The organism is Paraburkholderia sp. A1RI_3L, assembly GCF_048957895.1.
Classification (GTDB): domain Bacteria; phylum Pseudomonadota; class Gammaproteobacteria; order Burkholderiales; family Burkholderiaceae; genus Paraburkholderia; species Paraburkholderia kururiensis.
The window spans coordinates 542,584-564,249 of the sequence record NZ_JARCHA010000004.1 but is presented as its reverse complement, the minus strand read 5'-3'; the positions used below and the strand labels follow the sequence as shown (position 1 = coordinate 564,249).

Below are 21,666 nucleotides of genomic sequence, written 5' to 3'. Positions count from 1 at the left end.
ATCAGCCTGCAAGCCAGCCTCCTTCGATAGGCATCAACGCGCCCGTGATCTGGCTTCCTGCGGGCCCGCACAGGAATACGGCCAACTCGCCGACGTGCGCCGCATCGATCAGTTCGCCGCCCGGCTGCTTGCCCTTCAGAAACTCGCGCACCGCGTCGCCGCGATCCAGCTCACGCGCCGCCATCAGTTCACGAATGCGTCCATCGATATTCGGCGTGAGTACGGAGCCCGGACAAAGCGCGTTGCAGGTGATGCCCTGGCCCACGGTCTCGATCGCCACCGAGCGCGTGAGCCCGAGCAACGCTGTCTTCGTCGTCACGTAGTCGACGCGGTTCGCGACGGCGCGCGTGCCGTACACGGAGGTCATGTTGAGAATGCGCCCCCAGCCGCGCTCGCGCATGCGCGGCAGCACCAGCTGGATTGCCCGGAAAGCAGAGGTCAGATTCACCGCGAGCGCGGCGTTCCATCGCTCTATCGGAAAAGCATCGAGCGGCGCGAAATGTCGAACCACGGCATTGTTCACGAGCACGTCGAGCGAGCGCAATTGCCGCGTCGCCGTGTCGATCAACGCATCCACGCCCGACGTATTCGCGAGGTCGGCCCGTACGTAACGGCATTCCACGCCGAATTCGGACGCGATACGGGACACCGTGAGCGCCACGTCCCCCGGTACTTCCAGACCGTGCAGCACGACATCGCAGCCGGCGCCCGCAAGCGCCTTCGCTATTGCGAGCCCGAGACCGTTCGACGATCCGGTGACAAGCGCGCCCTTGCCGCGCAACATGCCTGGTTGTGCCATCTATTGCCCCTCAACACGAGGTGCGAGATCGAGCCGCACGATCCAGCCTTCCGTTTCGGCATCATGTGCCGGATAGCGGGCGAGCACTGCGGGATCGTGGCCCGGAATCACGTGATCCGGCGAACTGGCAAGGCGATGCGCGGTCTCGTAGCCTTCGATCATGTCGCCTACGTTGTAGACGACGGGAAACGGCCGCTCCTCCTGCATGTTCGCGTAGAAATGCGAAGCGTCGGATGCGAGCACCACCCAGCCGCGAGCCGTTTGCACACGCACGATCTGCAGGCCGTTCGTATGCCCGCCAACCCAGTGCACGGTAAGGCCTGGCGCGAGCTCCGCACTACCGTCGTGGAACTTCACGCGCCCAGCGAAAAGGCGTCCTACCATCGACTTCACGTCCTCCGGTTCGAACGGATGGCTCAGCGCATGGTGGCACATGCAGCGGCCCGTGCAGTAGGCCATTTCGCGGTCCTGCACGTGATAGCGTGCACGCGGAAACAGCCCATGATTGCCGGCATGGTCGTAATGCATGTGCGTGATCACGACATCTTCCACCTCGTCTGCACGAATGCCGATCTTCGCGAGGCCGTGCTCCACGGGGTTCGTGATGGTGCGCCCGCGCTTGTCGGCCATCGCCTGATCGAACCCGGTATCCACGATGAACGTGCGTTGCGCGCCCACCACTGCCCACACGAAATAGTCGAGCGGCATGGGCACGTCATGAGAATCGCCGCCAATGAAGTTATCGCGTGAACGGCGTTCGAAATGCGCGTACTTGACTGCGTAGATGCGGTAGTTCTCGCCCGGTGATTCCATGTCTCATCCATCCTTCTGTTGTTGATGGGTGCCACTGCTCAGGTCGTTGCTCGCGTTGTCGCGAGGCGTCATTCGATGGCCGCCGGCGCGCTGCCTGGCCTACCCGTCATTTCCGTCTCGCTCGTGGGGCCGGCAACGTCCGCTGCAATCGACTCCAGCGAGCGTCGTCGCGTTTCAGTGCCGAGCAGACCGACGATCAGTGCCTGCGTCAGCAGCGTTCCGACAATGAGCGCCAGCACGCCGCCAATGCCGAAGTGTGTGAATGCGCCCGCCACCGCGAACGGCACGAAGATGCTGACCGCGCGGCCCGCCGTGTTGGCAAGGCCCGAACCACGCAGTCGCAATGCGGTTGGAAACATCTCTGGCACGTAGGTGGCAACGCTGAACGACGACAGCACGTAGATGCACGCCGTGATGGCAAAGCCGAGTGCCGCAATCGCCGTTGCCGACTGCGCGTACGGATACGCTACGCCGAAGCCCGCGCACACGAGTGAAAACAGCACAATGCCCCATTTGCGGCCAAGCCGTTCGGCAAGACAGAACGCGATCAGCGAACCGATGGGACCGCCCGCGAACATCACGGCGGTGAGTCCGAGCGAACTCGAAACACTATGCCCCTGCTTGACGAGGAACGTTGGAATCCAGCTCACGAACGCATAGTTCACGACGAACAGCGCGACGAGAACCACAACGGCGGTGACGGTTCGCGCGAGCAACCGGCGCGAGAACAAGTCACCCATGCGGCTCTCGTGAGAGACCTTGACCGTTGCGGCGACCGTTGCGGTAGCGGGCGCGTGCGTCGCTGCGTGCCCAGACGACGCACCGCACTCGGCCTCGATGCGTTCCACGATCCGCTGCGCCTCTTCGGCACGCCCGTGCGTTGCCAGCCAGCGCGGCGATTCGGGCATCGACTTGCGAAGAAACCAGACCACGAGCGCGCCACAGCCCGCGATGGCGAACATCCATCGCCAACCATAATGCGGCACGATCAGCCAGCCGAGGAACGTCGAGAGAAACAGCGACGTGTTGATGATGAGATTGAGGATCGTGCCGAAGCGCCCACGCCATGACGCCGGAATGAACTCGCTGAGCGTGCCGTAGCCAACCACGATCTCCGCGCCCATCCCGATTCCCATCACGAGACGGAATGCGATCAGCCAGTAGATGGAAAGCGCAAGCGCGGCGGCAATGGATGCAAATCCGTAGATGCCCAGGTTGAACTGGTAGCAGAAGCGTCGGCCGAAGCGGTCACCCAGCCAGCCGGAGAGCCACGCGCCCGTCATCATGCCGATGAACGTGACCGAAACGAAGGTGGCGTTCAGGCGGAGTGTCGATTCGCCGCTGTGAATCATCGCGGCGAGCACGGTGCCCGCAATGTAGATGTCGAACGAATCGAAATACATGCCGGCGGCGATCAGCCCGAGCAGACGCCAATGGAAACGCGAGAGCGGCAGCCCATCCAGGCGTGCTCCGACACTTGCATCACCGTACATTTGCTGTCTCCGGTTCGTTATGGTCATGGCGCCGTACGCAGGCAATGACAGACCGCCGAGCGCAAGCATGGGAGCGATTATATTCTTGTCATACAATCCGTCAAGAATATAAGAGGTGGCCGAGCAGCGAACGATCGCACAAGTCAATGGTTGCGGCGCAACGCGGCAAGGCCTGCCGTGCAACGGGTGCGATTGGAGAAAGTTCGGTGAAAGACCGGCGCGGCCGCGCGCGCCGGCAAGGGAAGGCGGCGATGAACGCCGTGCTGCTGCGCAGCGTGTCGGCAATGCCGGCGTACAAGACGCCGCCGGCAATCTCTGGTGAAAGCCCTGTGCGGGCCAGTGCAGCCTCGAATGACGAGCCGCTTCGTCGTGAATCAGCCCTCTTTCAGTGGCCTCCGCGCTTCCAGGCCTCATACCGCGCCTTGTTCTCCTCGTTCGGCGGATAAAGGCCGGGCAGCGCGGCCCCTGCGTCCACCTGCTGCATGATCCAGCCTTCCAGCCGCTCCTGTTCGGGCGCTGCGGCAACCATATCGTCGACGAACGCTGCGGGAACCACGACTGCGCCGTCCGTATCGACCACAATCAGGTCGTCCGGGAACACCGCTACGCCGCCGCAGGCAACAGGCTCCTGCCAGCCCACGAAAGTCAGCCCCGCGACGGAAGGCGGCGCAGCAACGCCGCGGCTCCACACCGGCAAACCCGTGCCGAGTACGCCTGCCACGTCGCGCACCACACCATCGGTCACCAGCCCCGCCACACCGCGCTTTTGCATGCGCGCACAGAGAATGTCGCCGAATATGCCGGCGTCGGTTACGCCCATCGCATCGACCACTGCCACGCAGCCCGACGGCATGGCCTCGATGGCCGCGCGAGTCGAACGCGGCGACGACCACGATTCGGGCGTGGCGAGATCCTCACGCGCCGGCACGAAACGCAACGTGAATGCTCGACCGACAACACGCGGTTGCCCGGCCCGAATCGGCATGGCGCCGCGAATCCATACGTTGCGCAGCCCCTTTTTCAGGAGCAACGTGGTCAGCGTCGCGGTGGTCACGCCCGACAACGCATCAAGAATTTTCTGATCCACTGACATGAAACGCTCTCCTTCTCCATAACACTTTGGATACCGAACGAAGCGGCATTTCAGATGCCGGCAATGAGCCCACCGTCGACGCGAATGACGCCGCCCGTCATGTACGAGGCCCGCTCGCTTGCGAGGAACGTGACGACGTCCGCATACTCTTTCGGCTCGCCGTAGCGGCCGACGGGAATAGACGACGTGCTCTCGGCGGCCACGGCCTCGACGGTGCGCCCCTCGCGTCCGGCTTTCGCTTCGTCGAGAAAGCGGATGCGGTCCGTCGCCACACGTCCGGGCACCACGATGTTGGCCGTTATGCCGTCGCGCGCGACCTCGCGCGCCAGCGTTTTCGACCAGCCGACGAGCGAGAGCCGCAGCGCGTTCGACATCGCAAGATTCGGAATGGGCGCGACCACGCCGGAAGAGGCGCTCGTAATCACGCGCCCCCATTTGCGGGCACGCATGCCGGGCAGCACGCGGTCGGTAATCGCAATGACGGACAGCACCATCGAGCCGAAATACTTTTGCCACGCCTCGGCGGGCTGCCCCGAAGCCGGCGTTGGCGGAGGCCCGCCCGTGTTGTTGACGAGCACGTCCACTCCGCCGAATTCCGCTTCGATCGTCGCAACGTGCCGCTCGATCGCGGCCAGGTCGCCAAGGTCCCATTGCAGCGAGAGCGTGCGAGCCCCGGCGGCCTCGACTTCTTGCGCCGCGCGCTTCAGCGCGGTTTCGTCGACATCCGCGAGCACGACGTTCGCTCCCTCGTGCGCGAGCGACAACGCAATTGCCCGACCCAATCCACCGCCGCCGCCCAGCACCAGCGCAGTCTTGTTACGCAAACCCAGATCCATTCCATTCCCCCGGCCGCCTGGCCACCAGACTTTCACTCATGCGCACGGGCGTGTCTTCCCGCGCGCCCTTTACATCGCAGCGCCTGACGTCACGGGACGCATGCCGCCGCGGCTGCGCACCACGAACGTCATCGCCAGCACGCCGATCAGGTCGATCGTCGCGCCCAACGCGAATCCACTGCTGTAGCCGCCGAAATGTTCCACTGCGATCCCGGTGAGCGTGGGTCCGACAATGCCCGAGATGTTGGCGATCAGATGGACGAAGCCACTGACCGCGCCAAGATGCGTGCCGGGCACGAGTTCGTGAACCACCGCCCATACGGCTTGCGATGAAGCAGTCAGGAACAGCACGGCGAGTGCGACCAGCGATACGGCGGGCGCGGTCGAGGTGACGAAACTGACCGCCAGCATCGCGAGTCCCGACAAGGCCAGCGGCACGACGGCTGCGAGCTTGCGCGCGAGCAGCTTGTTCGCCATGCGCTTGAACAACAGGTCGGCAGCAAGACCGCCGCCAAAGTAGCCGATGGCGCCGCACGCCCAGGGAATGGCGGTCATCAGGCTCATCTGCGTGAGGTTCAGATGAAGCGCGCTCGTAAAGTAGCTGGGCAGCCACGAAATGAAAATGAACAACGTGTAGTTGACGGCAAAAAGACCCACGCCCAGCGCAAGCGTGCTCGGACGCAGCAGATACGCGCGCAGCGCCATCCCTTCTTCGCTTGCCTCGTGTGCCTGCACGGTCTTGCGGCTGCGTTCGATCAGTTCGCGTTCCTGATCACCCACATGGCGATTCTGTGCCGGCGTGTCGGTCACCCAAAGCCGCCAGACAGCAATCCACACGAAGCCGAGCACGGCGACCACCACAAACGAAACGCGCCAGCCGAACGCGACGGCCACGAGCCCCACCAGTGGCCCGGCCAGCGCATTGCCGAAGGTCTGCCCCGAAAACGTGAAGCCGATCATCGTTGCAGTCTCGTCGCGCGGGAACCAATTCGTGATAGCGCGATTCGTGGTGGAGTTCATGGGGCCTTCGCCGAAACCGAACAGCGACCGCAGGACGAACATCGAGGCGAAACCGGTGGCAGCGGCCGTGAGGCCGCAGAGCAGCGACCACACGCCCATTGCCCACGAAAAGACGCGCGTCGGCCCGAACCGGTCAGCCAGATGCCCGCCGACGAATGAAAAGATCGAATAGCCTACGAAGAAGCTGCTGAATATCACGCCGAGTTGCGACGGTGAAAGACTCAGTTCCTTGCTAATGACGGGCGCGACGACACCAAGCGCCGCGCGGTCCATGTAATTGATCATGCCGGCGGCGAACAGTAAGCCCGCCACGGTGAATCGATACCTGCCGCGCATCTGCGTCTCCATTTAATTTGGTTTACTGAATAATTAAAGCGGGCTGACAGGCTCGAAAAACGCGCCACGCTTCATACCCGCACTAAACGCCGAACGGCTCAAGCGGCCGGAGTACGCGCACGCCGAACCTCGAGTGCCTCCGGGTTGACGGTCGTTGCCACGGGCTGTCCCGCGAGCGCCGCAATCAGATTGCGCGCCGCCTGCCGCGCCATGGCCGCGCGTGTTGCATGAGTCGCCGAGCCAATGTGCGGAAGTGCGACGACGTTGGGAAGCGTGTAGAGCGGTGAGCCGGCCGGCAGCGGTTCGCGCTTGAACACGTCGAGCCCCGCGCCGCGGATCGTGCCGTTCTGCAGCGCAGCGACAAGCGCGGACTCGTCCACTACGAGTCCACGCGAACCATTGATCAGGATTGCATCCCGTTTCATCAAGCCAAGCTCGCGCTCACCGATGAGGTGATGCGTCTCGGGCGAAAGCGGCACCATGAGGCAAACAAAGTCGGATTCGGCAAGAAGCGCGTCCAGCGTCCGGCGTTGCGCGCCGTAAGCCGACTCGGCGACCGGATGCGGCGTTCGCTTCGTATAGAGAACACGCATCCCGAAACCCAGCGCGGCCCGGCGCGCCACAGCCTCGCCGATACGTCCCAGACCGACGATGCCAAGCGTGCGGCCATGAACGTCCACGCCGAAATAGCGTTCTTCCACCTGAGCGCGCCACGCCCCGCTCGACGCCCAGTTCGCCAGTTCCACTACCCGTCGCGCGCTTGCCAGCAGCAGCGCAAACACGAGGTCTGCGGTGGTTTCGGTGACTTCGTCCGGCGTGTTGGTGAGCACGATGCCGCGCTGCGTGAGTGCGGCCACGTCGAAAGCGTCGTAGCCGGCGGAGATGGTCGAGGCCACTTCCAGCCGCGGGGCCGCCTCCAGCAGCGCCGCCCCGATCTTGAGCGTGTTGCCCATGATGCCGTGCGCGCTGCCCAGCGCCTCGACGAATCGTGTGCGGTTGGCCTCGTCGACGTCGTCGAAGGCCGTCACGTCGAACTCCCGACGCAGGCTTTGCACGACGTCTTCGGGCACCTTCCTGTACAGCACCACATGCTTCTTCACATGACTCTCCAGGCTCGCTGCGCACGGTGGCGCCACACGCCAGCACGTTGACTTGCGGCCCACTATAAAAGTGGATAAGATCGTCGTCAAGAATTATTGATAATCCTATCGATGACATTATGGACAAGAAATCAGAGAAGCAGGGACTGAGGAAAGGGCTGACGAACTACGGCGACGAAGGCTTCTCGCTGTTTCTGCGCAAGGCCTTCATCAAGGGCGCGGGCTATACCGACGACGCGCTTTCGCGCCCCATCGTCGGCATCGCGAATACGGGCAGCGGTTACAACCCGTGCCACGGCAACGCGCCGCAATTGATCGAGGCCGTGAAACGAGGCGTGATGCTGGCGGGCGGGCTGCCTGTCGATTTCCCGACCATCTCGATCGGCGAGAGCTTTTCGCACCCCACGAGCATGTATCTGCGCAATCTGATGTCGATGGACACGGAAGAGATGATCCGCGCGCAGCCCATGGATGCGATCGTGCTGATCGGCGGTTGCGACAAGACCGTGCCCGCCCAGTTGATGGGTGCGGCCGTGGCCGGCGTGCCGGCCATCCAGCTCGTCACGGGTGCGATGCTGACCGGCTCGCATCGCGGCCAACGCGTGGGCGCATGCACCGACTGCCGGCGCTTCTGGGCCAGTTTTCGCGGGCAGGAAATCGACGCACATGAAATCGACGAGGTGAACAGCCAGCTTGTCGCAACCGTGGGCACCTGCTCGGTCATGGGTACGGCAAGCACGATGGCCTGCATCGCCGAAGCGCTAGGCATCATGCTGCCGGGCGGCGCGAGCGCGCCGGCGGTAACGGCCGATCGCATCCGCATTGCCGAACGCACGGGCGCAACGGCGGTCGCGATGATCGAACAGAAGCTCACGCCCGAACGCATCCTGACGCCCGAAGCGTTTGAAAACGCGCTGCGCGTACTGCTCGCGATTGGCGGCTCGACCAACGGCATCATTCATCTCACCGCCATCGCCGGGCGGCTTGGCGTGGAGATCGACCTGAACGAAATGGACCGCATGGCGCGCGAGACGCCCGTGCTCGTCGACCTGAAGCCTTCCGGCAAGCACTACATGGAAGATCTGCACAAGGCCGGCGGTCTCACCACCGTGCTGCGCGAACTGCGGCCGCTGCTGCACCTCGACACGTTGACGGTGACGGGCCGCACGCTCGGCGAAGAACTCGACGCTGCGCCCGCAAGCTTCCCGCAGGACGTGGTGCGCCCGCTTCACCAGCCGATCTTTCCGCAGGGCGGTGTGGCGGTGCTGCGCGGCAATCTCGCTCCGGGTGGCGCAATCATCAAGCAGTCCGCAGCGAATCGCGAGTTGATGGAGCACGAAGCACGCGCCGTCGTGTTCGAAAACGCAGAAGACCTGGCGCGCCGCATCGACGATCCCGAACTCGACGTCGAGGCAGACGACGTGCTCGTTCTCAAGAACATCGGGCCTATCGGCGCGCCGGGTATGCCCGAAGCCGGCTATATCCCGATTCCGAAGAAGCTCGCCACGCTGGGTGTGAAAGACATGGTGCGCATCTCGGACGGCCGCATGAGCGGCACCGCGGCGGGCACCATCGTGCTGCACGTGACGCCCGAGTCCGCAATCGGCGGGCCGCTCGCACTCGTGCGCAGCGGGGACCGCATTCGCCTGAGCGTTGCGAATCGCTCAATCGACGTGCTCGTCAGCGACGAAGAGCTTCGGCGGCGTGCCGCGGAGCAGCCGCCGTATGCGGCGGCGTCGCAGGAACGCGGTTATCGCAAGCTGTTCCTCTCGTCGATCACGCAGGCCGACAAGGGGTGCGACTTCGACTTTCTCGCGGCGACGGAAATGACCGTCAAGGTTCCGCGCCCGCGTGGTTGACCGCGAGATGAGACAGGTGCTTTCCCGCATCGCCCGCAACTGGCCGCGAGATGCGTCGCGCACGAGGATTTGCAGGCAGAATTGTCTATATACTGCTGGCCTCCTTCGAGGTAACCCGGGTTACGTTCCTTTCCCCGTCGATATGAAAAACGCCTCTCCCGACCTGCCCAGCCCCGCGTTGCAGCGCCCCGCAGCGCGCGACCGCGACATCGACCTCACCGTGGCACGCGTTGCCGATACGCTCGAAGAGGAAATCGTGCTGGGCGCGCTGCATCCGCGCGAACGCCTTGTGGAAGACGATCTGTGCGAACGCTTCGTGATCAAGCGTCACGTCACGCGGCTCGTGCTCGCGGAACTCGAGCAGCGCGGCCTCGTCGAGCGGCGCAAGAACGTAGGTGCGCTCGTGAAGTCGTACACGCCGCGCGAGGTGATGGAGTTGTACTCGGTGCGGGAAATTCTGGAAACCAGCGCGGCTTCACGTATCAAGCTGCCGGTGCCGCCGGAACAACTCGCGGAACTGGTCGAAATCCAGCAGACGCACGACGCCGCCGCGCAGACCGGCGACCTGCGCGGCGTGTTCCGCTCGAACATGGCTTTTCACCGCGCGCTGTTCGCACTGTCCGACAACCAGGCACTGACCGAAGCCATTCGCGAATACGAGCGCCGTACGCATGCCATTCGCTCGGCGTCGCTGCTCTTTCCGCACTACCTCGAAAAAGCCCGCAGCGAACACCACGAAATGCTGAAGGCGCTGGCCGGCAATGATCAGGGCAGACTGGTCGAACTCTGCCGCGACCACCTGGTTCCGGCCCGCGATGCTTATCTCGATGCGTATCACCGCCGCGCAGGCACCACGGCGGGCGCGAACATCGACCAGTAGACCCGTAGCAGGCTCCAACGCCGGGCGGCTTTCTTGCTCCCGGCAATGGCGCTTTACTCAGGAGAACTGAAATGAACCGAATCTTGATAACCGGTGCGGCCGGCCACATCGGCCGGGCTTTGCGACGCGGACTGAAGGGTTCATACCCGCTGATCAGGCTGGCCGACATCGCGCCGCAAGCCCCCGCGGAGCCGGGCGAAGAAATCGTGACGGCCGATATCACAGACCCTGCGCAACTCAGGCAGGCAATGGAAGGAATCGACTGTGTGGTCCACCTTGCCGGCATTCCCGACGAAGACACGTGGGACAACATTCGCCGCATGAACATCGAAGGTTGCTACAACGTGTTCGAAGCAGCGCGTATGGCGGGCGTCAAGCGCGTGATCTTTGCAAGTTCCAATCACGCTGTGGGCTTTCACCGCCGCGACCGGATGATCGACGACGAAGTCATGCCGCGTCCCGATAGCCGATATGGCGTGTCGAAAGTATTCGGCGAAGCGGTTGGGCGGCTGTACGCGGACAAGTACGGGCTCTCGGTGGCCTGTCTGCGCATCGGGTCGTTCCGTCCGGACGACCGACCCACGGCGCCCCGCCATCTCTACACCTGGATCAGTCATCGCGACATGGTCCAACTCGTGCGTCGCGCGGTCGACTATCCGGCGTATCACTTCATCGTCGCTTACGGCGTGTCCAACAATGCTCGCAACCGCTGGGACAACGCGAACGTGCGCTTTCTCGGCTACGAGCCGCAGGACGATGCCGAACGCTATGCCACTGCGATCCTCGCCTCGGGCACGCACGAAGACGAACGCGAGGCCTTGTTTCACGGCGGTTTCGGCTGTCTCGCCGAATTCGCCGGAAAACTCGAGGCTATCGACTGACCATCGTGGGCATCTCAGCGCGGTGGCGCAGTACGCGCCCTGCGCTGAGATGCCCACGGGTGGAACGAACCGGAACGATGGGCGCATATGCCCCGTGCGCCATCCAGCAAGGAGCACGTAACAATGACGTTTTTCGCTGCCGGCCCGCGATGCGCGACGTCCTCACCTCGACTCGGTCCAGCGCCCGTACTTCGCCACCTGGGTCTCGTCGAAATGGAATCCGAGCCCCGGCTCCTGGTGCAGGACGATACGACCATTCTTGTGCGTCAATTGACGGTCAATGAGACGCCGGAAGTTGAGCACCTGGTCGTCGCGGAAAAACTCGACGTAGCGCGCGTTCGGCGTGGCCGCTACCAGCGGCGCGTGAACGTCATGGAACCAGTGCGGGCACACGACGACACCGTAGCTCGCCGCCGTGGCGGCAATACGGCGCCACTCCGAAATACCGCCGCAAACCAGCGCATCGGTCTGCAGGATCGACGCCGCCTGCTTGTCGAGCAGCTCCTTGTGATACCAGCGGCCGTACCCGATCTCGCCCGTCGCAATGGGCACGCGCGTCGCGCTTGCGAGGCGCGCGTGGTTGTCCACGTCGTCGGGCGAAAACGGCTCTTCGATGAAGTAAGGGTCGTACGCCTCGAAGCGGCGAACGAACTGGAGCGCTTCAGTCACGTCGCGCCAGCCGTTGTTGATGTCGATCATCAGTTCGACGTCCGGGCCAATCGCCTCGCGCGCGGCGCGCACGCGCGCCTCTTCTTCAACCGGCGAAAGACGACCGGCTTTCATCTTCACGGCCCTGAACCCCGCTTCGACATAGCTCGCCATTTCTTCGCCGAGCTTCTCGGGCGTCTTGCCGTCGAGGTAATAGCCGCCGCTCGCGTAGGCCGGCACCGTTTCCAGTTCAACCGCCCCCAGATACTTGTGAAGCGGCACGCCATGTGTGCGCGCATTGAGGTCCCACAGCGCCGTATCCAGCACGCTGATAGCGCGCATCACGGTGCCGGCCCGCCCCTGCAGCAGGCTCTCCTGATACATGGCTTGCCACAGCCCTTCCACGCCATACGAATCGCGTCCCTTCAGAACCGGCGCCAGCAATTGCTCCACCGCTACGCGCATCAGTTCGCCACCCGCGCTGCCCACATAGCAGAAACCGATGCCTTCCACGCCGTCGCTCGATCGTATCTTGACGAGACCGTACTCGCGGCGCGACACGACGCGCGTTGAAAACGACGTCACGCGGTCCAGCGGGACTACGGCAGTACAAACGGAAATGGACTCGATTCGTGGCATATCGACCTGTCTCCTGGTGTCCCCGGGTGAAGAAATGCGCCGACGTCGCGGCGCCCACCATGAAGTGTGAGGGCTGCTGCGCCGCGATGGCAGCATGCTTCGCCTTCTTCAGGCATTAAAACTTTTATCGATGGACTCGCGCTATCTTCAGAGCTTCGTCTACGTCGTCGAACTCGGCTCGATTGCAGAAGCCGCACGGCGTCTCGACCTCACGCCCGCGGCCGTCGCCCAACGCGTCAAGATGCTGGAGGCCGAACTGGGGACGAAACTCGTGCGCCGCTCGGGCCGTACGGTCGGCACGACCGAAGCGGGCGAACGCATTCTCGAGCGGGCACGCACGGTGCTGCACGAAATTCGCGACCTCAAGTCCGATCTGAACGACGCCGCCACGCTTGCGGGCCAGTTGCGCCTGGGCGGTACGCCGACCATGATGACGGGCCTCATTCCCGACGTGCTGGCCACCCTGCTCACACGTCACCTCCAGATGGACATCTATCTGGAGCCCGGCCCTTCGACAGAGCTTTATCGCAAAGTCGTGAACGGCCATCTCGATGCAGCCGTACTGGTCCAGCCGCTCTTCGCCCTGCCGAAAAGCTGCGACTGGCACACGTTTCGCGAGGAACCGCTCGTGCTCCTCACACCCGCCTCGATGAACGTGATGGACGTTCACGAAACATTGCGCACAGAACCCTTTCTGCGCTACGACCGCAACGTTGTAGGCGGCCAGCTTGCGGACGCCTATCTGCGGCAGCACAACATCAATCCGCGCCAGCGCTGCGAACTGGACGGACTCGACGCGCTGGCCGTTCTGACCGACCGCGGCCTCGGCGTAACGCTCGTGCCGGACTGGCGCATGACGCGCTTCGCCGGCCTCGCGCTCGCAAAATGGGCGCTTCCTCAGCCCTTTACCAGGCGAGTGGTCGGGCTGCTCTGGAACCGCTCGTCGGCACGCGTGCGGCTTGTCCACGCGTTTCGCGAGATCGCTATCGAACTGCTGGGCGAAAATGGTGCGCAACAGCAAGGTGCCGGGCAAAACCCCACCACGCCGTTGCGCATGCCGGACACAAAAAACTCTGATGCCTGAAGCAAGCGGACATCGCTTTTCCTGGTCCCGGCCGCCGCGTAATACTGGGCTTGCCGCCAAGCTTGCTCCTGGCCGAAGCACCAGGAAAGCCCCGTGAAAGGAACGACGATATGCCCGAAAACTGCTTCGCCATCCTCTCTAATGCCAACGACGCCAGCCTCTGGACCTACTGTTTCGACGCCTCAGCCACCGCGCCCTCGCTGCGCACAAGCGAACGCATCGCAGCGGGCCCCGGCGTGATGCCGCTCGCACTGAGCGCCGACCGCCGCCAACTCTTCGCGGCCACACGCGGCGGCACGCCTTCGCTCGTGAAGTACTCGGTGGACGCTCGCGCTGCCCGACTGACAACCGAATACCGCCTCCCTATCGGCGCGAGTCTCGTCTCACTGGCCGCCGACCGCACGGGGCAGCTTCTATTCGGCGTCTCGTACGGTGGCCACGAACTGCTCGCCTTTAGCGTCAAGCAACTCGACCTCGGCGACCCTACGCCACGCCAGGTGGAAAGCGGCATCCGTAACGCGCACGGTGTGCTGGTATCGGACGACAATCGTTTCGTCTACGCGACCTCGCTCGGCAGCGACGCCGTGCTGTCCTGGACCCTCGACGAAAACGCCCCGCAACCGCTCTCGGCGCTCGAAACACTGTCGGTTGGCCGTGGTTTCGGCCCGCGGCATCTGTGCCTTGCGCCGGACGGCGCATGGCTCTATGTGCTCAGCGAATTTCGCGCGACCGTAGCCGTGTTTCGTCGCGATACGCGCACCGGCAGGCTCGCGCCGCACAGCGTCTGCGCGCGCCCCGACGTGCTCGCCGATTTGCAGGACGGCTTTGCACGCCCGCCCGCCACGGAGCCGCAACCCGATCCGGCCATGCTCGCTTCGCTCGTCTGGGCCGCCGATATCCATGTGCATCCCGATGGGCGCTTCGTCTATTTCTCCGAGCGCACGACGAACCGCCTCTTCACGCTGCGTGTGCGCGCCGACGGCACACTCGAACACGCCGGACACGTCGAGACCGAACCGCAGCCGCGCGGCTTTCGCATCGACCCGTCCGGTCGGACGCTGCTCGCGTGCGGCGAACACTCCACGCACGTGTCGTTGTTCAGCATCGACGCACAAACGGGCGCTCTCACGTTGTGTTCGCGAAGCGAAGGCGGGAGCGGGGCAAACTGGGTAGAAATCGTGGCGGTCGACTCATGAGCAACGTATTGGATGTATCGGCGAAAGGCGTTTTTCCGATTGCCGTCACGCCGTTCACCGAAGATGGCCAACTCGACCTGGCCAGCACTGACCGGATGGTGGACTTCTATCTGGAGTGCGGCGCAAACGGCCTCACCATACTCGGCATTCTTGGCGAAGCCACGAAACTGACCGCCGACGAATCGCGCACGTTCGTCGCGCGCGTGCTGGCACGCGTGGCAGGCCGCGTGCCGGTCGTCGTCGGCGCATCGGCTCCTGGTTTCGCGCCAATGCGCGAACTCGCGACAAGTGTGATGGACATGGGCGCCTCCGGCGTGATGGTTGCGCCGGCCCCCACCTTGCGCACGGACGAGCAGATCGTCGCCTACTTCGACATGGTGGCCGCGACGCTGGGCGAACGCTGCCCCTGGGTGCTGCAGGACCACCCGGTTTCCACCGGCGTGCAAATGGCCCCTTCGGTGATTCTGCGCATACTGGGCAACGCGCCGACATGCGTGATGCTCAAGCACGAGGACATTCCGGGCCTCTCGAAACTCTCCGCCATTCGCGCGGCCAGCGAGCAAGGTACGGTGCGGCGCGTGTCCATCCTGACCGGCAACGGCGGCGGCCTGTTCCTGCCCGAGGAACTCACGCGCGGCGCCGACGGCGCGATGACAGGCTTCGCCTATCCCGAGATGATGGTCGAGGTCTGCAAGGCGCACGCGGCGGGCAACGTCGAACGCGCGCACGACGTTTTCGACGCCTACCTGCCGCTCGCCCGCTATGAGCAGCAGCCGAATATCGGACTCGCGGTGCGCAAATATCTCATGGCAAAGCGCGGCGTCATTGCATCGGCAGCGCTACGCAAGCCTCGCGCCCAACTCACCGCCGCCGATGTCGCCGACATCGAGCTGCTCGTGAAGCGGCAGGCGACACGGCTCGAAGCCTTGAGGTAGCGGGATCGTCGCATGGGAGCTCAAGACCCTGGGCGTGCCGCGGTCCTTCAAGGTCCTATTGCTTACGAGTCCAGCCTCATGAGTTTCGGCGAAATACTGAAACCCGCGTGAAGCATCTGAAGCATAAACTCCTTCACCTCGCTCGCCAGGCGGTTTCCGGTCACGTCGACATGCCTGACATACGTGAACCCTTTGTCTTCCCGAGTGAATGCCGCCAGGAATCTTCCGTACGCCTCCCCAATATCGGTAAGCAAATGAACGTACAGCCCGTTGATGTCGAAGAACCCGGCCGGCAACGGAATATTCACGCGATGCGGCGCGATCACGATGCGCCCTCTGGAACTGCGATAAGAGGCGGGGTCCGGCGCCACCAGATTCTGCCGTGCATCGTTCAACCTGCGGCGAAGGTCCGAACCGATATTGAGTTCGTATCGGCATCCCTGAGCAATGAAATTCCTGAAGATGAAGTTGAATTTCTCCATACTCGGAAGCTTCGCGTAATCGAGAATTGCGATCATCGCCAGAATATTTTCCGGAGACTGGGAGATCGTCGCGTAATACGCCAGCATTTCCCGCAAGGCATACACGTTTCTGGGATTAAAGAAGTTCGCTATTTCGTCTGCTTCAAGCCCGTCCTGCAAGCGAACCTCAAACGTATCGAGCATCATTTCAACTCCCTTTCGTGAATTTTCGGAAAAGTCCAGGTGGTCGCAGCGGCAACTGCGTCATTCGAGGCCAAGCATCGCGAGGTACCGCGACATATCGCCCTCCGTGCGCACCACCTCGCGCATCAATTCAGGCAATGGCAAGCGTCCCCACGACACGGCGCGTTGCAACAGGTAAGGCGTCGGGCTGTGCGGCTCGTGCACGAGCAGATAATTGGCCGCGAGTTCGATCAGTTGGTAAGCCTGTGCCCGGCTATCCACTTTCGCGGGCAATGGCTGATCGGCGTCGGGCATTGAAAACGTCTGTCCTGCCTGCGATTCCTGCAAGGCACTGGTCATTGCGGTCTCCCTCATAGCGGAGTGTGTCGTCGCGCCCGGCGCATCGGCATTTCCTGGCGGCACGGCGCGAGAAGCGTGGTCGCCGGGCAGGCTGGTCACGGCTCGCAACAAGCGCGCAAGCACGTCGTCCACGCTACCCAGATGGGGTGAATCGTTTTGCAGCAGTTCGTCGAGCAGGCTTCTGAACGTACGCCACGCGCCGCGTGCCGCTTCCAGCTGCTGACGCAACGACGTGAGCGCAATCAGGTTGCCGCTCTGCTTCGCATTCCTTTCGAGCAAATCGCGCGAGAGATCTGCCGCCCGCGCATCGTCTTCCACGATCACGCGCTGCCACTCGTCGAGATTCACGTGCGCCGGTTCGCGTCCTTCAATTGCAAGAAGCGGCACATGCAACGTCAGCGTGAGCGCAAGCGTGTCGTTCAACCAGACGAAGGGCGCAACGCGCGCGTCCGCATCGCCTTCCTCCAGCGCGGGCCACGCGTCTTGCCAGTAGCGTTGCGCGAGCCCTGTCAGCAACCGCGTGCCGGCCACCAGGCCTTCGATGTGGTACACGTGCGTCCATGCTTCAGAGAGCCATGCCGCAAGCTGGAAGTCCTTGCTGCGATTCGCGAGCGCGTCGCTGCTCAGCGCCGCAACGCGCTTCCAGTCGGCCTTGACGAGCGGACGTTCCCAATCGCCCATGGGCAGGCTCGCATCGTCTTGCGTCCTCGCGTCGCGGATCTGCTGGTACACCGGTTCGTAACGCAGCGAAACGCCTGCCCCATTACCCTCGGCGACGGGTGCGAGCAGCGTCTCGATATCGAAGTCCATAGCGTTCGCCTGTGTCATAGCGCGCTCCATTCGGGTGCGCGCACCGGGAAGCTGCCGGGCCACGGCAGCGGCGTCTTCTTGCCCGCGGGCATGAGCGAGAGGCGCACGTAGACGCGTCCATGCGCCTGCTTCGGCAGTGCCGGGAGGTCGGCGGGATTCACCGTGCCCAGCGGGAACTCGAACCTCAACAGCTGTGAGGCACGCTCGCTGCGGCCGTTGCCGTCCGCCGCCCGCTGACGGTTGATGAACGTGAGCAGCGCCCACGGGTCGGTGAACTGCCATGTCAGCGTGCGCCCGTCGGTGGAGTAGGCGCGCTGCTGTGAATCGGCCGCGCCCGTCAATGGCGAGTCCTTCGCAAAGCGCAGCACGAGCGTGACCGGCGTGCCGAAGTCCCAATGCAGCGCATGCGGCGGTTCGTTCATCGAAAGACTTTGCGAGCCGACGCTGAGCGTCCAGTCGATGATCTGGTTCGCCGCCACTTCGGCGTTCCGGTTAACGCGGAACTCCACGTTCACGTCGTAGCCGGCAGCCGCGCCGTCGTCTGACGGATAGAGCGGTGCGAGCAGCGTCTTCACCTGGTCGAAGTTCTCGATGAACTGGCGCAGCTTGACGTTGGTCATCGCCGGCGAGGTTCCCGCACTAGCGTGCGACGCGTGGAAGGTCTCCGAAACCGCGCTGTAGCGCTTGAGCACCTGCCCCACCTCGCCGAAGTCCGCTGCAACCGGCGCGCCATTGTTGCGCGCCACCACACGCGGCATATCGCTGTTGTCGAACGGCACGCGCCCCGCCACGCTTTCGTTGAACTCCGTGGAAAAGCTCGCCCACTGCTGGCGCATGTCGGACACGTAGCCCTGGCTGCATCGCGCAAGCAGCCTGTCGTACAAGCGCGCATGCAGTGTCGCAAAGTAGTCGTCGCCGCCTGTGGTGGAAGGACGGCCCGTGAACTTCGACATGCAGCCCGCGGGCCCCGGGTCGGCTGCCAGCGAAAGCGCGAACTGCTCCAGGCGCAGCAGACTACTGTTCGGGTTCTTCAGGCGATAGCGCTCCAGGTCGCGATTGATCGCCTGCCAGCGCAGCGCGAGCGGCGAGCCGGCATCGCTCGCATCGAGCGCGGCGAGATACACGGAAGCCTGTTTGCCGAGTGCAAGCACACGCGACGACTGCTGGTCGAGATACGGCGGCAGCGCCGCGGCATCGGGAACGCCGAATGCCGCGAGCACGGGCGAACGCCCGCCATGCCCGGCATCGCCGCTATCCTGACGCGTCGCATACAGTTCGGACTGCGTAAGCGCCTCGTCCACGCGTTGCAGACGTGCCATCGCATCGCTCGACACGACGCTCGCCAGGTCTTCCAGCTGCGCGCTCGCGCCCAGTTCGGTCAACAGCGCCTCGATGCGCGAAAGCCGTGCGAGTGCCGCCTCGAATGCCGCACTATCGGCCTCGGCCGGCGCGGTCGTCACGTTCGCTGCCGCAGCGGTTTGATCGACGATCAGTCGTGCAAACTGCAGATCGAGCGTGGCTTCGATACCGGGGCGTGCCGCCGCGGGCAGGTTCGCGAGGCCTTCGGCGAGGAAGCGCTTGTGTACGTCGCCAAGCGCGAGCGCCTGGTCGAGTTGCGCGCGATCCCAAACGATCGTCGAGCCATCGGTGAGCGTGGGCAGTTCGCGATTACGCGGCGCAACCATGAACGGCTGGTTCAGCAGCCCCGACAAGCCGTCGCGCAACGCGGTGCGGCCAGCAGACACGCTATAGCGGGCGTCCTTGTCGACCCAGACGACGCCGCTGTCCGCTCCACCGAAGTGCAGCGCAAGCTCGTTGCGGAAGGCCTGGAACGCGGTGTCGTCGCGCTGGCGGATCTGCGCGGAGAGATCGGCACCAAGCAGCCGGTTTTGCGCGACACGCGCGAGTGTGCGGTCGTACGTCGGTCCCGGCACGAACTGCGTTTGATGAAGCCATCCGCCCTTGCCGGCGGCGAGCAGGTCGCGTTGCGTGTCGATGCCGGCCACCACGGCACGATAACCGTCCGTGATTTTCGTGAAGTCGCCCGCGCCCGCGTCCGCCACGGTGAGGCTGTTCAGATGATCCGTAACGGCGTGCTCCGCGACGAGCAGCGGGTTGTTCACGAACATGGCGAGGTCGAGTTGCTGCGCGCCCTTGTCGAGCGTGCAGCGCAGCGCCTGCAGGATAGCCGGCAGATTGACGCCAGACGAACCATTGCCGAATGCGTTGCGGCCGTCCTGATCGCGATAGAAGTAAGGCACGCTGTCCGCCACGCCGCCCTGAAGGTCCGCGCCCAGCGCATAACGCACCACGAGGCGCAGCGAGTCGGCGTTGTCGGGCGCGGGATGCTGGAGACGCTGCAATGCCTGAAGCGCCGCGTCGAGATGATCGACGTTGTTCACATAAACCGCGAGCGCGCGCATCTGCGGCAGATCGTCGACTGCAAGGCTCAACGGCGCGGCTGCGCCGAGATGCCCCATGACGGGCGCCGCACAGTCGTCGCCGATAATCAGCTGGCCCGTGCTCGGGTCACGCGCCACGCCGGTCAGTTCGCTCACGTGCGCATACATCTCGCGCTCCAGCGCCGCCACGGCAATGCTGCCGAACTCGCGTTCGAAGCGCTCCTTCACGCGCGCATTCAGATCGTCGACGAGACTCCACGAGCCCGGCATGAAAACCGCCCAGCCGCTCGTCGTCTTCAGGTTCTGGTTCATCGCGATCAGCGCGAGCGCCTTGCGGCGATACCAGTCCGCGGGCAAGTCCTGCCCTTGCTGCGCGGCGCTCGCGCGTTCGGCCGAGTCGCGGCGCAGCGTGCCGAGCGCGGCGATCAGTTCGCCATTGCGATGGCTCAGTTGCACCGTGGCGACAACAAGGCCGAGCCCCCAGCCGCCCAGCAGCGCAATGCCGCCCCAGCGCAGCGCGCGATTGAGCACCGGGCGCGTGAGGTGCTGCGAACGCGAAGGCCGCGTGAGCCCGTATTCGAGGAAGATCTTCTTCTCGAACAGATCGCGCAGAAACGCGGGCTGAAGCATGAGGTCGTTGATCTGGCCGCCGGGCTCGCGACGGCCATCGCTCATTTCGGCATCGGCGCCGTTCTGCGCCGTCTCGTGAAGATCGCTCGCATCGTAAGGCGCAAGCGCGTCGTGTGCATCGGAAGACGGCGCTTCGAGCGCGGGCACGCCGTCGTGCGGCACTGTCGGGTCCGCAGCCTGCGTTACGCTCCACTGCGCGAATTCGCTCGCATCGCCGGTCAGGTAGATGCCCCGAAAGAAGAACGGCTCGTGGTATGCGCTCGCGCGCAGCAGTTCGTCCACGTAAAGCTGAAGCTGTGCGCGCATGGCGTCGATGCGCGAGGGCAGCTGCAGAAACTGGCGCGCGTCGAGATGCGCCGCATCGAGTGCGAACAGTTCGGCGCTCGCGTCCGAGACCGAACGCATGATCGAGTTCATCGCCGTGTCCACCCACCCCGGCTGATACGTGGTGGACAGATCGTAAGGCGAAGACCAGCCCAGCATGCTCGCGCGCAGCGGCTCCGGCAGCGCACACGCGAACGTCGCGAAACCGGGCAGCGCCTCGCAACCCGTCACCACCACGTACACGGCGAAGCGCATGGCGAAGCGGTTTTGCGCGAGCCACAGGCGGCGGTGTGCAAGCTTCGCGTGGCGTACAAGTTCGAGCCGCGCGTCGGTGTCGTCGGCAAGCAGCGTGGCGGCGGGCACGGTAATGACCACCGAATCGAACGGACGCTGCTGGCGGTAGTTGCGGCACAGGCTCAGGAACTCGTCCCATGACTTGCCGTCGCCGTCGTCGTCGGGCGAGCCCAGCCAGGCCGCCTTGATGTCGACGACGATGCCGCGATCGAAGAAGTGCCACGAAATACCCTGCGTTGCGGCGGGGCTTGCGGCATCGGCCGCCAGCACGCTTGCGACGCCCGACTGGGCGATGGGCAGCGGGCGTGGATCGTCGCCCTCGTTGAGGATCATGATCCACGGAATGTTGTAGCGCTCCGCGCGCGAGGCAATGTTGCCTTCAATCAGTTCGACGGCCTGACGAAACGCGCTGCGCAGCGAGTCCGAACGCAGGCGCACGACTTTGCGCTCCGCGGCCGGTTTCGCCTGCGAGCCGTGCAGCGCGAAGTAGATCACCGCGCCGAGCACGGCGCACACGACAAGCGTGAGCACCGCGATGGAAAGCAGGAACAGGTTGCTCGTCAGCATGCAAACGCCCCCATGAAAAACGG

General features: G+C 64.2%; 17 protein-coding genes. 6 read left to right on the top strand and 11 right to left on the bottom strand.

All coding sequences use genetic code 11. The features are described from left to right. Nucleotide 1: 1 nt before the first annotated feature. The 7 genes from PXJ20_RS15245 to PXJ20_RS15215 form a co-directional block, all read right to left on the bottom strand. Nucleotides 2-799: an SDR family oxidoreductase gene (locus PXJ20_RS15245; protein ID WP_421031238.1), complete on the bottom strand. Its 798-nt coding sequence runs from the start codon at nucleotides 797-799 to the stop codon at nucleotides 2-4. Further along, a complete protein-coding gene (locus tag PXJ20_RS15240) occupies nucleotides 800-1,612 on the bottom strand; it encodes an N-acyl homoserine lactonase family protein (RefSeq protein ID WP_126875910.1) in 813 nt (270 codons plus the stop codon). Between the two features lie 68 nt (nucleotides 1,613-1,680). Beyond that, nucleotides 1,681-3,105, bottom strand: coding sequence for an MFS transporter (locus tag PXJ20_RS15235; RefSeq protein WP_421031239.1), 1,425 nt, complete (start codon nucleotides 3,103-3,105; stop codon nucleotides 1,681-1,683). Between the two features lie 385 nt (nucleotides 3,106-3,490). Further along, a complete protein-coding gene (locus PXJ20_RS15230; protein ID WP_017773578.1) occupies nucleotides 3,491-4,198 on the bottom strand; it encodes a ribonuclease activity regulator RraA in 708 nt (235 codons plus the stop codon). Nucleotides 4,199-4,248: 50 nt separating this feature from the next. Continuing rightward, nucleotides 4,249-5,034 carry an SDR family oxidoreductase gene (locus tag PXJ20_RS15225; RefSeq protein WP_126875912.1) on the bottom strand — a complete coding sequence of 262 codons (786 nt, stop codon included), beginning with the start codon at nucleotides 5,032-5,034 and terminating at the stop codon, nucleotides 4,249-4,251. A gap of 69 nt (nucleotides 5,035-5,103) precedes the next feature. After that, the gene (locus PXJ20_RS15220; RefSeq protein WP_017773576.1) at nucleotides 5,104-6,390 is read right to left on the bottom strand and encodes an MFS transporter; all 1,287 of its coding nucleotides are present in this window, start codon (nucleotides 6,388-6,390) and stop codon (nucleotides 5,104-5,106) included. Between the two features lie 98 nt (nucleotides 6,391-6,488). Then, nucleotides 6,489-7,490 (bottom strand): 2-hydroxyacid dehydrogenase, encoded by a 1,002-nt coding sequence (locus tag PXJ20_RS15215; RefSeq protein ID WP_421031240.1) that lies wholly within the window; start codon nucleotides 7,488-7,490, stop codon nucleotides 6,489-6,491. A gap of 119 nt (nucleotides 7,491-7,609) precedes the next feature. Here PXJ20_RS15215 and PXJ20_RS15210 point away from each other — a divergent pair, with 119 nt between their 5' ends. The 3 genes from PXJ20_RS15210 (at nucleotide 7,610) to PXJ20_RS15200 (ending at nucleotide 11,110) form a co-directional block, all read left to right on the top strand. Then, complete coding sequence (locus PXJ20_RS15210) at nucleotides 7,610-9,349, top strand: IlvD/Edd family dehydratase (protein ID WP_126875915.1); 1,740 nt, start codon at nucleotides 7,610-7,612, stop codon at nucleotides 9,347-9,349. Nucleotides 9,350-9,491: 142 nt separating this feature from the next. Beyond that, a complete protein-coding gene (locus PXJ20_RS15205; RefSeq protein WP_017773573.1) occupies nucleotides 9,492-10,229 on the top strand; it encodes a GntR family transcriptional regulator in 738 nt (245 codons plus the stop codon). 71 nt (nucleotides 10,230-10,300) lie between these two features. Beyond that, nucleotides 10,301-11,110, top strand: coding sequence for an NAD-dependent epimerase/dehydratase family protein (locus PXJ20_RS15200; protein ID WP_421031241.1), 810 nt, complete (start codon nucleotides 10,301-10,303; stop codon nucleotides 11,108-11,110). A 162-nt stretch (nucleotides 11,111-11,272) separates the two neighbouring features. On the opposite strand, the gene PXJ20_RS15195 is transcribed toward PXJ20_RS15200, so the two are convergent. Beyond that, nucleotides 11,273-12,397, bottom strand: a complete 1,125-nt coding sequence (locus PXJ20_RS15195; protein WP_421031242.1) for a mandelate racemase/muconate lactonizing enzyme family protein — start codon at nucleotides 12,395-12,397, stop codon at nucleotides 11,273-11,275. A 130-nt stretch (nucleotides 12,398-12,527) separates the two neighbouring features. On the opposite strand from PXJ20_RS15195, the gene PXJ20_RS15190 reads away from it, so the two are divergent. The 3 genes from PXJ20_RS15190 (at nucleotide 12,528) to PXJ20_RS15180 (ending at nucleotide 15,612) form a co-directional block, all read left to right on the top strand. Further along, nucleotides 12,528-13,481, top strand: a complete 954-nt coding sequence (locus PXJ20_RS15190) for a LysR family transcriptional regulator (protein ID WP_199542185.1) — start codon at nucleotides 12,528-12,530, stop codon at nucleotides 13,479-13,481. A 110-nt stretch (nucleotides 13,482-13,591) separates the two neighbouring features. After that, nucleotides 13,592-14,677 carry a lactonase family protein gene (locus PXJ20_RS15185; RefSeq protein ID WP_421031243.1) on the top strand — a complete coding sequence of 362 codons (1,086 nt, stop codon included), beginning with the start codon at nucleotides 13,592-13,594 and terminating at the stop codon, nucleotides 14,675-14,677. Then, entirely contained in the window at nucleotides 14,674-15,612 is a 939-nt protein-coding gene (locus PXJ20_RS15180) for a dihydrodipicolinate synthase family protein (RefSeq protein ID WP_421031244.1), read from the top strand. The genes PXJ20_RS15185 and PXJ20_RS15180 overlap by 4 nt, the downstream gene beginning before the upstream one ends. Nucleotides 15,613-15,674: 62 nt before the next feature. Here PXJ20_RS15180 and PXJ20_RS15175 read toward each other — a convergent pair whose 3' ends face one another. From PXJ20_RS15175 to PXJ20_RS15165, 3 genes are read right to left on the bottom strand one after another with little or no spacing between them, the layout of a single operon-like run. Continuing rightward, entirely contained in the window at nucleotides 15,675-16,280 is a 606-nt protein-coding gene (locus PXJ20_RS15175) for a hypothetical protein (protein WP_017773567.1), read from the bottom strand. 57 nt (nucleotides 16,281-16,337) lie between these two features. Further along, nucleotides 16,338-17,444 carry a type VI secretion system protein TssA gene (gene tssA, locus PXJ20_RS15170; protein WP_421031245.1) on the bottom strand — a complete coding sequence of 369 codons (1,107 nt, stop codon included), beginning with the start codon at nucleotides 17,442-17,444 and terminating at the stop codon, nucleotides 16,338-16,340. After that, a complete protein-coding gene (locus PXJ20_RS15165) occupies nucleotides 17,441-21,643 on the bottom strand; it encodes a type VI secretion protein IcmF/TssM N-terminal domain-containing protein (RefSeq protein ID WP_421031246.1) in 4,203 nt (1,400 codons plus the stop codon). Before PXJ20_RS15165 ends, tssA begins: the two co-directional genes overlap by 4 nt. Nucleotides 21,644-21,666: the final 23 nt, after the last annotated feature.

Coding starts and splice junctions, on each gene's coding strand:
- PXJ20_RS15165 (WP_421031246.1), bottom strand. CDS start 21,643: ATGCTGACGAGCAACCTGTTCCTGCTTTCCATCGCGGTGCTCACGCTT.
- PXJ20_RS15200 (WP_421031241.1), top strand. CDS start 10,301: ATGAACCGAATCTTGATAACCGGTGCGGCCGGCCACATCGGCCGGGCT.
- PXJ20_RS15195 (WP_421031242.1), bottom strand. CDS start 12,397: ATGCCACGAATCGAGTCCATTTCCGTTTGTACTGCCGTAGTCCCGCTG.
- PXJ20_RS15225 (WP_126875912.1), bottom strand. CDS start 5,034: ATGGATCTGGGTTTGCGTAACAAGACTGCGCTGGTGCTGGGCGGCGGC.
- PXJ20_RS15180 (WP_421031244.1), top strand. CDS start 14,674: ATGAGCAACGTATTGGATGTATCGGCGAAAGGCGTTTTTCCGATTGCC.
- PXJ20_RS15240 (WP_126875910.1), bottom strand. CDS start 1,612: ATGGAATCACCGGGCGAGAACTACCGCATCTACGCAGTCAAGTACGCG.
- PXJ20_RS15210 (WP_126875915.1), top strand. CDS start 7,610: ATGGACAAGAAATCAGAGAAGCAGGGACTGAGGAAAGGGCTGACGAAC.
- PXJ20_RS15230 (WP_017773578.1), bottom strand. CDS start 4,198: ATGTCAGTGGATCAGAAAATTCTTGATGCGTTGTCGGGCGTGACCACC.
- PXJ20_RS15235 (WP_421031239.1), bottom strand. CDS start 3,105: ATGTACGGTGATGCAAGTGTCGGAGCACGCCTGGATGGGCTGCCGCTC.
- PXJ20_RS15245 (WP_421031238.1), bottom strand. CDS start 799: ATGGCACAACCAGGCATGTTGCGCGGCAAGGGCGCGCTTGTCACCGGA.
- PXJ20_RS15205 (WP_017773573.1), top strand. CDS start 9,492: ATGAAAAACGCCTCTCCCGACCTGCCCAGCCCCGCGTTGCAGCGCCCC.
- PXJ20_RS15185 (WP_421031243.1), top strand. CDS start 13,592: ATGCCCGAAAACTGCTTCGCCATCCTCTCTAATGCCAACGACGCCAGC.
- PXJ20_RS15175 (WP_017773567.1), bottom strand. CDS start 16,280: ATGATGCTCGATACGTTTGAGGTTCGCTTGCAGGACGGGCTTGAAGCA.
- PXJ20_RS15190 (WP_199542185.1), top strand. CDS start 12,528: ATGGACTCGCGCTATCTTCAGAGCTTCGTCTACGTCGTCGAACTCGGC.
- PXJ20_RS15220 (WP_017773576.1), bottom strand. CDS start 6,390: ATGCGCGGCAGGTATCGATTCACCGTGGCGGGCTTACTGTTCGCCGCC.
- tssA (WP_421031245.1), bottom strand. CDS start 17,444: ATGACACAGGCGAACGCTATGGACTTCGATATCGAGACGCTGCTCGCA.